The organism is Aquimarina macrocephali (assembly GCF_051627225.1).
GTDB lineage: Bacteria > Bacteroidota > Bacteroidia > Flavobacteriales > Flavobacteriaceae > Aquimarina > Aquimarina macrocephali.
Map to the genome: position 1 here is coordinate 2,492,413 of NZ_CP151795.1, position 13,297 is coordinate 2,505,709.

A 13,297-nucleotide genomic window follows, 5' to 3' on the forward strand; every position below is an offset into this window, starting at 1 on the left:
TTAATTTCTAATTATTCTTGTTCATTAAATTCTATTGGCAATAGTTTCTTATTTTCACTTTTCCGTTTTAGTCGGATTCTTTCTGAAGATATAGAAAAAAAGAATTGCGAAAATTATGTACACTATAGCGAGTGAAATAACAATTACTGAATGCGTTTGGATGTTTAAACCAACTTTAACCAAAGCAATTGCACCAACTCCAAAATGCATTAGATTTCCAATCGCAATTGGTCTATTGTAAATCCCACCTATTAGCGTTCCTTTTGCCATCCAATTTAATAGTCCAAAACCGAAGTATAAGGCACTCAGTATTTTCAAAAATAGTATGGTAATATTATTGGGTTCAATATTAAGAAAGTTGGATATTTCATTTGGTAAAAATGAAAGCAGGGCTCCAATAACTGCCATAAACAAGGCACTTATAGTCATTACTACTTTTGTATTCATAATTATCTTTTTTAATCTGTTAGTTGTTCTTTTAAGCCTTTTAGTTGAGCTATCAATTTATTCAGTTGAACCTGTTTCCTTTTTATGGTTTTTGGTCTAAAATAAAACGCATTTAAAGCAATCCCACCAAAGTAGTTTAATCAGGCACAATTATGTTTTTACCTCTTGAATGTCCATTTTTTTGATATTTGAGAGCTTTTTTTACTTCTGAAAACGAAAAAACCTTGTCAATAAATATTTTTATATCGCTATTTTCAATTAACATTACAATTTCTTTTAGTTGCTTATTATTTGATTTAAATAAATATTTTGTCGCGGTCACGTCATATTGAGCAATAAGCTTTTTTGAAATTGGAGTAGATAATGAGGATATTCCTACATATTTTCCATCTTTTTTCAAGATCTTGAATGATTCCTCTGCGGTTTCAACACTGTCAAAAACAGCATCAATATTTTCCAAGGTTTCAGAAAAGTCAATTTTATTATAATCTAAAACCATATCAGCACCTAGTGATTTTAAAAAGGCAGTATTTTTTTCTGATGCTATTGCGATTACAAATGCTCCAGCCCATTTTGCAAATTGCAAGGCAAAAAGACCAACACCACCAGCAGTTGCTTGAATTACTATTTTCTCATTTTTAGAAAGCCCTAATTTATCAAAAATTCCTTGCCAAGCGGTTAGACTAGCCATAGGAATTGCAGCTGCCTCTATAAATGTCAAATTTTTAGGCTTGGTTGTTAGGAACCTTTCTTCACTAGCAACAAATTCAGCATATGCACCTTGTTTATTCCAATCTAATGATCCTATTACTTCATCCCCTTTTTTGAATTTAGTAACCTTATTTCCAATTCCTTCTACAATACCAGAGATATCAGATCCTAAAATATAAGAACTTCCAAATTCACCACTTTCAACACCTTTCCAATCTACCGGGTTAACACCTATAGCCTTTATTTTTATAAGTACCTCGTTTTGTCGAATTTTTGGGATGTCTATTTCTCTTATTTCTATGTTTTCGATCCCCTTTTTATTTGCGATTATTGCTTTCATAATTACTATTTTTTTTAGTTGTGCAACAGTCAGCGTTGTTAGCAAAAGTTATTTCCACGGGTTAGTGGTGGAATTTTCTAAAGCTAATTTAATTTCGCCATTATCATAGAACTGATAGGTGATTCTTGTTGTATAATAACTACCTGCTGCAGTTCTATTTCTTTTTCTGAATTTTTTTATTTCTTTTGAGTTTTTATAGGGTCTTAAATCTACGGTTTTAGTGAACTTTAATGCATCAATGAGTATTTGTGTTTTACATTTATATTTTTGATAATAAACTTTGGCAACTTTAAGTTCTTTCTCATATTGTTTTAAAATATTTTCTTCATTATATTTTTTATTTGACAGTGAAGCTAAAGTGAAGCCTGATTTACCTCTTTTTAAATAGAAATCTGCCGTTTCTTGACTTACTTCTTCAATATCTCCCTTCTCTCTTGAAAAACTATCTCCGATGTAAATTAAATTTACTGTTTTACTTTTACTAACTCCGGCACAATCACACATTTGAATATATTGATATTCAAATGTTAAGTAATTAGGAAGTTTTGATTTTGGGATTTGTTTAGAATTTCGCAATGAAGTAGTATTATCATATGATCCAGGTATTGAAGGATACATACGAATAGTATCTGTAACTGCATTAACAGGTACCTGAAGTTTATCATGTTGAGTTATTTTAGTAACTATAACCCCATATCCTTTTTCGGAAACACTCCTCATGTGAGAATCATATTCGCTAGGTATAGAGCAGTTTGTGAATAATATTATAATTATGAATAGGGGTGCTTTTTTCATTATTTTTAATTCTTAGGCTAAAACAAAATTGATAATAGTGTAATTCCTATATGTAATATTTTTGTAAATCATATTCTTATTCTAATATCATTGATCATGCTAAAATCTAATTTTATAGAGAAAACTTCATTAGAGTTTATTTCCATTAAATGGATTAAAGCATATCCTTCTAATAGTTGAGAACCCATTTTTACATTACCAGGAACATTCTTTATTTTTTTTATGTCTTTTACCTTTTCAATAATCAACTTATTATTCGAATTCTCATAAAAAACAAATTTATCTTTGAGTTGATTCAAGTTGCCTAAAGATTTTTGTATATCATACTCTTTTATACTGATGGCATTAACAACTGCAAATGTTTTGTTTTTCGGAGAGATAAGAGCTTCTATTATGATTTCGGGTCCTGCTAAATTAAAAGAACCTGCTTCAAAGAGAGGGTTCTCTGTTTGCCTTCTGATTTGCAAGTTCAAATCAAAATTTTTGGCATCTTGAAATTTACCAAGATTGGAAGTGAATTTAGATGTTATAAAACCTTTTTTAGTACTGATAGTATTAAAACTGGATTTCTCGACTTGTTCAGGTACGTTACTAAAAACAGTTGGATTTGATATTTGGTAAGTTATTGAGTTCTGACTTACACCATCATCTATAGTAGTTTTAGGATTGTTTTGGTTTGAACATGAAATTGTTCCCAAAATAATTAATAATAATACATTAAAGTTTGTCATTTTCTATTAGGTGTTAAGGTACTTTTTAAGTCTATCGCATTTGTTTTCACATAGAATTATCCAAATTAGAATTACAGAAGTTAGTGTCCACAGAGTGAAAAACTTCTCGAAATTAGTTTTAGCCAATATGTTTCCAATAGTATTCAATACAAATAATACTAAGAAGATCCATAACGTAATATTGATAATTTTCATTGATATAAACTCTCTTATATATTCCCCTTTAATAAGAAGGGTGGCACATAAAAAAAGATTTATTAGTATCGAAATAGTTTCAAAAATATACATCTCAGCGTCAGTTTTAAGCCTCCCGCCCCAAGTTATTTCATATGGAACTATTTTTAGAATAATACTTAAATGAAAAAGTATTATTACTATAAGCATCCATAACATTATTTTAATAGCAGTTTTCGGACTCATTATTTCCCTTTTTTTTATATTGACATACAAATAACCTCTTGTATAAAGCGCCTGGTGTGTTTTTTGCTTATGGTTGCTTTTTCTTTCCCATTTTAGTCGGATTCTTTCTAAATATATAGAAAAAAAGAACCGCAAAAATCAAGTATACCACAGTAAGTGAAATAACTATTTCTGAATTGGTTTTGATTTTAGAAGCAACTTTGGCTAAACCAATTGCGCCGACTCCAAAATGCATTAGATTTCCAATTGCAATTGGTTTGTTATAGATTCCACCTATTAGCGTTCCTTTTGCCATCCAATTTAATAGTCCAAAACCCAAGTATAATGCGCTCAATAAATTCAAAAAGAGTATTGTAATAATATTTGATTCTATATTTAAATATTCTATTACTTCATTTGGTAAAAATGAAAGCAGGATTCCAATACCCGCCAAGAGTATGGCACTTGAGGTCATTACTATTTTTGTGTTCATATTTATATTTTTAATCTGTTAATTGTTCTTTCAAATCTTTTATTCTTTGTATACTTTTAATCATAATGAATCTTATCGCGAATTTTATCATCACATTTTTTATAAATGGACATCATGATTTTGACACCCATTTATAACATCTCTTGTATGATGCGTTTGCACTCCGAAAGGTGCATATGCAAATTGTTGTAGTCAGTTTATTCTATTCTTATTATCCCATCAGAATACGTTTTAGCTTTTCCAGCTATTAAGACTCTGTCTTCTTTACTGGTACAAAACAACTTTCCTTTTCGAGTCGATAACTGAATTGCTGACATTTCTTTTTTATTTAATACATTTCTCCAATAGGGAGTTAATGAAGCATGAGCAGAACCTGTAACTGGGTCTTCAAATATTGTTGCTTGAGGAATGAAGAATCTTGATACAAAATCGGAATGATTCCCTTTAGCTGTAATTGCAACGCCTCCTGGGTCAATATTTCCCTTGTCAAACGTGTTTTTATCTATTCTAATATTTCTTACATCTTCTTCGTTTTCATACACTAAAATATAATCTCTTGATTTTAAAACTTCTGTAGGTTGTTTGTTAAGAGATTCTTTTATGAAATTTGGCAATTCAGCTTCAATAGGATTCCTTTCAGGTAAATTCATTTCGTATAAGTTATTTTTGACATAAACAAACAATTGTCCACTTTTGGTATTGAAAGTTATTCTGTCTTTGGCATAACCTAAAATTGTTGTTAGTGCATGAGCCGTTGCAAGGGTGGCATGTCCACATAAATCAAGTTCTAAGTCAGGCGTAAACCATCTTAATTCAATATTGTCTCCTTTATCAATAAAAAAAGCAGTTGCATCAACTGAATTTTCTCGTGCAATATTCTGAAGTAATCCATCTTCTAACCATTCATTTAGTTGTACGACTTTTGCTGGATTTCCACTGAATATTTTATCAGTAAAAGCATCTATCTGATAATATTTTAATTTCATAGGTTGATTTTTTTAAATGAGTAGTTAATGGGATCTGAGTGCTTCAATAAACCGAGCATCTACCCACATTGTATTTTTCTTGCCATTACTAAGAAACCGTGTAAAGAAAAAGTATTTCCCATCTGATGTCACACTGCCAGATCCTTCTGAGAGTTCTGTATTTATTTGAGCTCCTAAATTAATTGCAGCGCCCCATGAGCCATCTTTCTTACGAAAACTAATATACATATCAAGTTTACCGAATCCGCCCTCTCTTTCTTGAACATCCCAGATCAAATAGGATTCATCTGGAGCTATGAATGGGTGGAATTTCCTTGTTTCCATATCAATATCCAATGTTATCGGTTTTTCATGTATGCCGTCTATTAGTCGTGAATAACGAATACTTCCTACTGCAGCTGACTTATCGTAAAAGGGTGACGTATCAAAATAGTAAGTTCCATTAGATGAAGCCGTAAGGCGCATAATGGGAATAGAATCAAACGGTGCGCCAAGACTTTTCACCTCTGACCAGCCAGAAGGGGTTCGCTCTCTATATTCGTTTCCTATATGCATAATCTTACTGTTAGGAGAAATCTCGCCCCCATTGGGTACCGCAAAAGACTCGGTCCATAGATTATCTTTGTATTGAATGGCAACCAACGCATGCTTTTCTAATTCTTCATCAGTTCTACGGAAATAAATCTCTTTTAAATCGGGTGAAAAGGCAGTTGCTTGATCGCTGTGCTTTATAGAAACAATACCAGGAGCAAAAGCTTCAGGAATTAAACCTGGTGGTTTTTGTGCAAAAAAGGGATTCTCTAAGAGTGGAAAATCAGAATCGTTTACTTTCTGTTTTTTAGTATTGCACGCATTTAATAATAGTACAAATACAAGTGTCAAAATAAAATGTAGTTTTTTCATTGTTTAAATTTTTATTTTTATAAATGTTTAGTGACAATTTGTTAATTGCTATTTTCTAAAAGTTCGTTTCATTCGCTTTTTTGTAATTCCTTAAGCATATCCTTGGCATTTTTATTTTGAGGATTTAATTCAAGTGATTTTGAGTAGTTTAAAATGGCCAAATTAGTTTCTCCTGCTTTCATACAGGCTTCTGCATAACTATCGTATACTTTGTAACTATCTGGATGGAGCATCATGTTCACTTTAAAAATGTCTTGTGATAATTCTATTCTACCCTCATTAAAAAAACTATGCCCTAGATTATTTAAATAGTCTTCAGTAGCTGTAGGATAAGCAGGTTCCTTTTCAATTAAGGTTCTATATGCTTTAAGTGCTTTTTCAAAATCACCTTCAAGAAGAAATTCCACGGGTTCTTTTTTATCAGTATCCATCTTGACAAAAGTTGAAGCTATTGTTCCATTGTTTGCATTTATGTAAAGCAAATTGAGTTTTTCATTCTCAGAGTTTGGATTGAATTGGATAAGTCGGCTGGAATTTCTTCTCACAAAATTACTATCCGATACTTTGACTAATTCTTCTGCTTCTACGTCAAGTATATTTTTAGTGAATAGAAGATTGTCCTTTTGAAAAACTTCTACAACCCTACCATTTTCCATGTATCTTCCCGTAATTTTATTGACTAAAGACTGTTTAATTTCCATCTTTTGATGTACCGGAACATAATTATCCCACTCATAAGCCATGGCAACAGAGCGAATCACTTCATGATTGAAAGCTGGAATAGTGGAATTGGTTAACACAACCACACCATAGCCTTTGTCTCTATGAGCTGTCATTAAATTAAAAAATCCTCTATTCCATCCGTGATGGCCAAAGTAGATGTCTTTTTTCTTATTCTCAATACTAAGCCCTAGTCCATATTTAAAATTTGGCCAATATTTACTCTTATATCCAGATGTTGTAAACATCTGTGCCGTCATGTCTTTTGATAAGCTTTTATTACTATTATCTTTTAGGGTTTGCTGTATGTTAATAATAAATTTTGCAATATCCTCTGCAGTTGTCCATAATCCGTTTGCAGCCATTGTTGGATGGGTATGCCATTTGCCTTTTACCATAGAACCATCTGTTAAATAACCCGTTGCTGCCATCGTTAATTGTTCCGAAGAAAGCGTTTGGTTAAACGTACTATTGCTCATTTCTAAAGGTTGTAAAACCAACTCATCCATAAGCTCTGGGAATTTTTCAGCTTCAATGTCTATCATCATTTGTTGAATGATCGTATAAGCTCCAGCCAAAATATCAAGTTCAGGCTCCTTATTTACGGTAACTGGCTCATTTTTTGCCGGAGAAATTCCGTTTAAGACCTCTACAAGTGTTGGTACAGATTCATCTGTACTATATCCTGGAATGGCGTGAAGGTTTATTCCAGAAGTACCGTTCAAAAGATTTTTTATGGTGGCTTTCCTTTCTTTAGTAAATTCATTGTCTGGTAATTGCCAGGATTTTAAATAGCTATTAATGTTTTCATCTAATGTGACTTTATCTTGTTCTACAAGACGTAATGCACCATATGCAGTTACAGGCATGCTAAGTAATGATGCTTGGAAAAGTGTTTGCTCGGTCACTGGAGAATCATCTTCTTTATTCATGACACCGTAACCCTTAGTCCACGCAATTTTGCCATTATGTATTACAGCAATACTAACACCTGGAACCCCATAGTGTTCCATACGTTCTTCTATAGTCCATGTTGAATCGCCTGCTATGTATGATCGATTTGGGATACCAGCTTCCACCTTTTTAATTAAATTACTGGTCGTATCAATCTTTGATTTTTTGGCACATGACTGAAAAAGAAATATGATGAAAAGGATTGAGATACTGTTTTTCATAATTTTATTTTTATACATTTTTGGCAGTAGTATTCTTATCTATAATTTCTTTTAGTTCTTTTGACCATAAAATAGCATAATGGCCTAAATTATTTAATTCAATCATACTGCAATTATTAAATGATTTTGAAACATTTCTTGCTCCTTCAATTGGTAAAACTTTATCCTCTTTTGAGTGAACAATTACTGCTTTTTTTAAATTTATTAATTCACTGCAATAGATTGCCATATCAAGTTGATTTATGTTTTCTTGAGTATCATTTTGAATTCGTTTGATTAATTCATTTTTAGTTTTGGAATTTAATCCAAAATGATTGGACATTTCATTGACTCTCATAATGAACCTGTGCGGTGTAGTTACCAAAATCCATAAAGGGATTTTTAAGCTAGGATTTTTCCTTAATAGAGTTGCTGTATTAACGCTTCCAAAAGAATGACTAATGATTAAATGAGGCTCAAAATTTAGAACTTCAGTTTCTAGGAAATCTGAAAATTGAAACATATTCGTGCTACCTTTTGAACTTCTGCCATGAGAAGGTGCGTCATATGCAATAACTTTATAGTTATTTTTTGTAAGCACATTTATTACCGATGCGAAATTGCCTGCTTGACCTTCCCAACCGTGAACAAGTAGGGCTATTTTAGTATTTTCAATACCCCATTCATATTTGGTGATTTCAAAGTTTAAATATTTTATATTATTTATTGATGATTCATTTAAAACTTTCTCTTCTGATTTCCTTAATTTTCTAGTTCTTGGGTTACTCATAAACTTATAAGCAATTTTTGAAACTAGTTTACTTGAGAAAATTTGGATAATTTTTATTATTAATTTCATTCATTTTATCTTACTGCCAACTCGTTTTTATTGATGCAAAATTTCCGCTATTCTATTAATTCCATCAACATCTTTCTGCCATCAAAATCAATTTCCTGTTTGAGTATTTTTCTAGTTGACGTGTCAATGTAATAGGTAATTATGGCAGTGTTGTTTGAAATATCATCGGTAGTTTCAACTTTCCAAACTTGTCTCTCTTTCCCATTAAAACTAAAAGTCGTTTCTTCTGTATTTTTAATTGTTGCAGTAATCACGCCTATTCCGGCTGTGGGATTATAGTTAAAAATTGAAATAGTGTTTGATTATGAATCTTTTAAGGGAAGAAATCTTATTAATTGAGGATAGAAATTGCTATCAAAAAAAGAGGTTTTAGGCTCTTCAGCAATTTCTGTTTTGGTATCTGTTTTTTTATCTAAATAATAACCAGTAATTTTTTTACCGAATTTTAATACCATATCTCTTTGTTGATTGTATGACGAATGATATTTAGGCTCAAAGTTCTGTATTCCAACAACGGTACTGTCAATCCATTTTGTAGTTGACTGTGTCATGTTTACCATTGTTATAATGCATACATTATCTTTTTTTTTCTGAATTTCTGTTTGTACTTTTCCTATTTGCATCTTATCAGAGCCGTTAATCATAAACCAATTCATCTCCGATGTTTCGGACTTCATAAGTTTTTTGATAGCTGAATTATTTATTGGACTTAATAATGTTTCTTGACTAAATACCTGAATATAAGTTCCAATCGTAAATAGTAAAATGTAAAGTGCGTTTTTCATTTGCTTAAATATTCTTTGTTGTTATGTAAAATATTTGATGACCATTTATATCTACTCTTTGGCCTTTGTTCTTCCAAGCAAGTACTTCTTTATCCATTCCCAGTTTATTATGTTTCGTAACACCACAAAGTTACTTGTTGGGTATGATAGAAATTTGTAAAAATCGGTCGTTTTCGTTGCTAGATAGGTTTTTCGGAGTGTGATTGGTATACTTTTTTATTTCTTTATTAAAATGGGATCTGTCGTAATAGTTTTGGTTTGATAATAAATCTCCTTCTTTGATGTCTTTGAATGATGCAGAACATCGTAATATATTACAATAGCTTTTTAGTGAAAGCCCGAACATTTTATTAAAATATCTGTTGATTTGCCTACTAGACCAAAACACTTTATCAGCAAAATAACTCACGCTATGATTGCCTTTAGTTTGGCTTAATAACCTAAAAAGATGAAGTTTTCGGTTGTCTAGATTATTTTGCTTATCAATTTCATGACTTATTATTGAACTTAACTTATCAATAGTTTCTAAGTTTTCGGAAAAATCTAACATATTTAGATCCCAAAAATTATTGGGTAACTTTTTTTCGGAGTTTAATAATGGAGCAATACTTTCACCGAATATATATTCCGCAGCTAGTAATTTGAATTGTATTCCGAAAAGTTGATGATTTGGTGGGATTGCCACTTCAATCTCTTTTGTATATGTTCCGGTTAGCACTGTACTATCGTATTCGTAATTATCAAAGCGAACGATAATATCAAAAAAACCGTCAGGCAAAATTGTGTAATCTATATTTTTTGATGAATCGTTATCTAACCACCAAAAACATCTGATATAGGGTTTCAAAATGGCATTCGCTTTTTGTTGGTGGTAGATCATATTCAATACTTTAAGTTTGTTACTCACGTTTATTTATATTCGTGTATGACAGCATATTAAAATTAGTCCTCAAGCACGACTTTTAATCCATTTAACAACTGATTAATTTCCTCCATACTGTTGTAATGTAAAAAAGAAATTCTTAAAACTCCAGGTTGCCTTGGAATATCTAAATCTATAAGAGGTCGAACCGAATTAAAATTGCCTATACCTAGCATTAATTTGTGCCCTGTTAAGGATTCATAAACATTTTTAAGTTTTTTTTGTTTAGGGATAATAGAAACTATTGGCGCCCTTAATTCTGTATTATCAGGACCTATTATTTGAACATTATCACAAGATCTTAAAAAATCAAGTAAGGGCTCCAAAAGGGTTCTTTCATGTTCGTGAAATAATCTATTCAATGCTTTGTTTCTCTGAGCAGGTTCTGCTTCCTCATCAAAATGATGTTTATAAACCGCATCAAAATAATCTAATATTCCGTTAGCAGCTGCAATTTGCGCATGATCAGGTCCTGCTGGTGTTAACATACTCTTTGTTATCCCATCCTTGAAAAAATGAGATTGATTTTCCATTTGCCCTATCAACTCATTATTTATGTACATCAACCCTAGATGAGGTCCAAAGGTTTTGTACAATGAAAAAAGATAAATATCCATTCCCAGATCTTTTACATCCGGAAAACCGTGTGGAGCTAAACCAACTCCATCAACCACTGATAGTGCCCCATTCTTATGAGCTATTTGGCTAATTTCTTTAACAGGGTTAATATGACCTATTACATTCGAACAATGTGGATAAGCAACCATTTTTGTGCGGTCAGAAAATAAACTTTCTAATTCATCTAAATTTAACAATCCTGTTACCGAATCTACGTGCCACTCTACAATTTTTATTCCTTGGTCTGCTAATTTTCTCCATGCACCTGCATTGGCTTCATGATCTTGACAAGAAACAATGATTTCGTCACCATCCTTCCACATTGGACGCATAGCATTTGCCAAAACATAAACATTTTGAGTTGTGGATGGGCCGAAATGAATTTCTGAATCTTGAACATTCAAGTAATCAGCCATTCTTTTATAAGAAGTCTCCATCAATTCTCCCGCCAACATAGAAGCTGGATAGGGATAATTAGGCTGCACCTTGTTTTTCATGTAAAAGTCGGTCAATCTATTAATTACTTGCATACAAGGATAGGATCCTCCGGCACTTTCAAAAAATGCCCACCCTTTTAGAGTAGGTTCTGAAAAAGCGGGAAATTGTGAGCGTACAAATTCTAAATCAAGTTTCATTATTAAATAGTAGTTTTAAGTAATGGTCTACATTACAAAATTGAGGAATTTGAGTTCAGTTTAATAGGGTGTAAATCACGAATTTTATGTGATGTACATCACATAAAAAGTTAAATATGAATAATAAATACTCACTGAAGTATTCTATCAAAAATCGAGTCATATCTAAGTATAAAAAACTCGTTTAGGCATTTTTTACTTGTATACTATTTCCTTACAGGCTCCTACATCTGGTGCCCTTCTATCTAAAACAAACAATTAAATATCACAATCTAATACTTGTTTAACATCTAAGTTGAAAATAGCCTTCTTTCTTTTTAATTGCATTATTCCTTGAGAAGGTGGCTTGTTTAATTCATCTTCATCTCTTTAGTGTGTAAAAGCCTTAAAAGCAATATTTTAAATTTGTAATCAAAGTTTTTGATTTAAGAGTTTTCAGCTCTGCTAGAAAGAGGTTCAGCAAAATATATCTTATTTTTTGTCATATTTTACATTAGGTCAGTTTTTTAAATTTGCCAAGTGTTTGGGTATGAGTAGTTACGGAAAAGGACGTGCGCCAGTTTCCAATTAGTAATTAATTATACTCGTTGTTGGCAACTGGCTTTTATACTAAGCTATATGCTTTTTCTGAGAGTAGAAATAAAATACTATTCGAAACATCGGAAGGATTACCATTTCTACCAATTGGATGAAATCCATTAAAGCCTTCCAATGCTTTTTCAGCTTCTTCTTTCCCTCCAAAAACTCCATGATAAACGGGTGTGTTTACTACTGCTGGAGAAACTACATTAACTCTGATATTATCATCTGCTAATTCCATAGCTAAATGTTGAGTTAAAGAATGTAAACCTGCCTTTTGCATATTTCACCTTCTTTAAGTAAATAATCTTTTTTTTCGAAAGTCTTTTGAGTGAATTTTGAGTAGATTTCGTCTATTTCCACTTCACTAAACTCAACATATCTACTAAAATGTTTTTTGATTTGCTCTTTCATTTCGGGTGAGTTTATATTGTTGTGTACAGTTTATGTTCTTAATTCGTGAATGTAACTGATTATCTCATCATCTCTAACAATAGCTAATGCATTAGGGTCCATTACAAAGTTATTTAAAGGTAACTCTCTGAAATAATATGGTTCTTGATAAACCTTAAAGTTTGCTGATTTTAATACTCTGATTAATCTTATTTCAGTTTCCTCTTTACTTTCTTTACTAATATACATTGATTATAATTCTTTAAATATGTTTACTCCAAGCTCTTTTTTCCACTTTCAGTGGACATTTCAAATTCCTCCTTTAGAATGAGTTTGTCATCTTCATAAGAAATTTCGCAAACGGAAGTTCCATGACCCATTATTCCAAAATTTCTCCCATATTATTTCTATGTCTTTGGCAGATTACCATTTTCATAGGTTGTTTTTATAGAAATTCCAATAATTTTAAATTCTTTAATGACTTGATTGCTCATAGTTTTAGCATTATTTGTTTTACAAGAGATGCATATAAAAGCAAATAGAAAGTAGATGGAGTGTTTTTTCAATTTATGCTATATAGCGTCTCGCTTAAGAATAGTAGGGGACTAAAATACACTTACTTTTCTGATTAGTACTTAGATCAACCCTTTGATTTTCAAAGGGTTTTTTATTTTTGATCGCTTCTTGTTTTTTCTTCTTTTAGATTTAAAATAGGTGGGGCCAACTTCATAGGAATATACAAACAGTAATATGTCTAATCAAAATGCACTTGGACAGACGAATACCTTAAGTGAATTGGAAATAAACATCATTATTCAATTCAATTT

Annotated in this window: 13 protein-coding genes and 2 pseudogenes; all 15 read right to left on the reverse strand. The window is 31.5% G+C overall.

Annotated features, from left to right (window positions below):
• Positions 1–54 precede the first annotated feature (54 nt).
• Positions 55–447, reverse strand: a complete 393-nt coding sequence (locus tag AAFU52_RS11145; protein WP_438426432.1) for a hypothetical protein — start codon at positions 445–447, stop codon at positions 55–57.
• 136 nt (positions 448–583) lie between these two features.
• Complete coding sequence (locus AAFU52_RS11150; protein ID WP_024769863.1) at positions 584–1,498, reverse strand: NADP-dependent oxidoreductase; 915 nt, start codon at positions 1,496–1,498, stop codon at positions 584–586.
• A 48-nt stretch (positions 1,499–1,546) separates the two neighbouring features.
• Positions 1,547–2,293, reverse strand: a complete 747-nt coding sequence (locus tag AAFU52_RS11155) for a hypothetical protein (protein WP_024769862.1) — start codon at positions 2,291–2,293, stop codon at positions 1,547–1,549.
• 68 nt (positions 2,294–2,361) lie between these two features.
• On the reverse strand, positions 2,362–3,024 hold the full coding sequence (locus AAFU52_RS11160) for a hypothetical protein (RefSeq protein ID WP_438426434.1): 663 nt from the start codon (positions 3,022–3,024) through the stop codon (positions 2,362–2,364).
• Positions 3,025–3,511: 487 nt separating this feature from the next.
• Entirely contained in the window at positions 3,512–3,916 is a 405-nt protein-coding gene (locus tag AAFU52_RS11165) for a hypothetical protein (protein WP_438426435.1), read from the reverse strand.
• Between the two features lie 197 nt (positions 3,917–4,113).
• Complete coding sequence (locus AAFU52_RS11170; protein WP_024769858.1) at positions 4,114–4,902, reverse strand: PhzF family phenazine biosynthesis protein; 789 nt, start codon at positions 4,900–4,902, stop codon at positions 4,114–4,116.
• Between the two features lie 24 nt (positions 4,903–4,926).
• Complete coding sequence (locus AAFU52_RS11175) at positions 4,927–5,805, reverse strand: hypothetical protein (protein ID WP_024769857.1); 879 nt, start codon at positions 5,803–5,805, stop codon at positions 4,927–4,929.
• Between the two features lie 68 nt (positions 5,806–5,873).
• Positions 5,874–7,700, reverse strand: a complete 1,827-nt coding sequence (locus AAFU52_RS11180) for a serine hydrolase domain-containing protein (RefSeq protein WP_161635272.1) — start codon at positions 7,698–7,700, stop codon at positions 5,874–5,876.
• 10 nt (positions 7,701–7,710) lie between these two features.
• Positions 7,711–8,538, reverse strand: coding sequence for an alpha/beta fold hydrolase (locus tag AAFU52_RS11185; RefSeq protein ID WP_024769855.1), 828 nt, complete (start codon positions 8,536–8,538; stop codon positions 7,711–7,713).
• A gap of 47 nt (positions 8,539–8,585) precedes the next feature.
• A pseudogene (locus AAFU52_RS11190) lies at positions 8,586–9,323 on the reverse strand (DUF3108 domain-containing protein).
• A gap of 130 nt (positions 9,324–9,453) precedes the next feature.
• Entirely contained in the window at positions 9,454–10,203 is a 750-nt protein-coding gene (locus AAFU52_RS11195) for a helix-turn-helix domain-containing protein (RefSeq protein ID WP_024769853.1), read from the reverse strand.
• A gap of 62 nt (positions 10,204–10,265) precedes the next feature.
• Positions 10,266–11,498, reverse strand: a complete 1,233-nt coding sequence (locus tag AAFU52_RS11200) for an aminotransferase class V-fold PLP-dependent enzyme (RefSeq protein WP_438426436.1) — start codon at positions 11,496–11,498, stop codon at positions 10,266–10,268.
• A gap of 604 nt (positions 11,499–12,102) precedes the next feature.
• Positions 12,103–12,363, reverse strand: a pseudogene (locus AAFU52_RS11205) (SDR family oxidoreductase); the annotation flags it as partial.
• The gene (locus tag AAFU52_RS11210) at positions 12,333–12,491 is read right to left on the reverse strand and encodes a hypothetical protein (protein WP_438426438.1); all 159 of its coding nucleotides are present in this window, start codon (positions 12,489–12,491) and stop codon (positions 12,333–12,335) included. The pseudogene AAFU52_RS11205 and the gene AAFU52_RS11210, both read right to left, overlap by 31 nt.
• Before the next feature lie 30 nt (positions 12,492–12,521).
• Positions 12,522–12,719, reverse strand: a complete 198-nt coding sequence (locus AAFU52_RS11215) for a DUF6196 family protein (protein ID WP_024769850.1) — start codon at positions 12,717–12,719, stop codon at positions 12,522–12,524.
• Between the last annotated feature and the right edge of the window lie 578 nt (positions 12,720–13,297).

What these genes read in the sequence shown, in the direction of transcription:
- AAFU52_RS11150 (WP_024769863.1), bottom strand. Translation starts at nt 1,498, where the DNA reads ATGAAAGCAATAATCGCAAATAAAAAGGGGATCGAAAACATAGAAATA.
- AAFU52_RS11180 (WP_161635272.1), bottom strand. Translation starts at nt 7,700, where the DNA reads ATGAAAAACAGTATCTCAATCCTTTTCATCATATTTCTTTTTCAGTCA.
- AAFU52_RS11195 (WP_024769853.1), bottom strand. Translation starts at nt 10,203, where the DNA reads ATGATCTACCACCAACAAAAAGCGAATGCCATTTTGAAACCCTATATC.
- AAFU52_RS11200 (WP_438426436.1), bottom strand. Translation starts at nt 11,498, where the DNA reads ATGAAACTTGATTTAGAATTTGTACGCTCACAATTTCCCGCTTTTTCA.
- AAFU52_RS11170 (WP_024769858.1), bottom strand. Translation starts at nt 4,902, where the DNA reads ATGAAATTAAAATATTATCAGATAGATGCTTTTACTGATAAAATATTC.
- AAFU52_RS11160 (WP_438426434.1), bottom strand. Translation starts at nt 3,024, where the DNA reads ATGACAAACTTTAATGTATTATTATTAATTATTTTGGGAACAATTTCA.
- AAFU52_RS11145 (WP_438426432.1), bottom strand. Translation starts at nt 447, where the DNA reads ATGAATACAAAAGTAGTAATGACTATAAGTGCCTTGTTTATGGCAGTT.
- AAFU52_RS11215 (WP_024769850.1), bottom strand. Translation starts at nt 12,719, where the DNA reads ATGTATATTAGTAAAGAAAGTAAAGAGGAAACTGAAATAAGATTAATC.
- AAFU52_RS11185 (WP_024769855.1), bottom strand. Translation starts at nt 8,538, where the DNA reads ATGAAATTAATAATAAAAATTATCCAAATTTTCTCAAGTAAACTAGTT.
- AAFU52_RS11210 (WP_438426438.1), bottom strand. Translation starts at nt 12,491, where the DNA reads ATGAAAGAGCAAATCAAAAAACATTTTAGTAGATATGTTGAGTTTAGT.
- AAFU52_RS11155 (WP_024769862.1), bottom strand. Translation starts at nt 2,293, where the DNA reads ATGAAAAAAGCACCCCTATTCATAATTATAATATTATTCACAAACTGC.
- AAFU52_RS11175 (WP_024769857.1), bottom strand. Translation starts at nt 5,805, where the DNA reads ATGAAAAAACTACATTTTATTTTGACACTTGTATTTGTACTATTATTA.
- AAFU52_RS11165 (WP_438426435.1), bottom strand. Translation starts at nt 3,916, where the DNA reads ATGAACACAAAAATAGTAATGACCTCAAGTGCCATACTCTTGGCGGGT.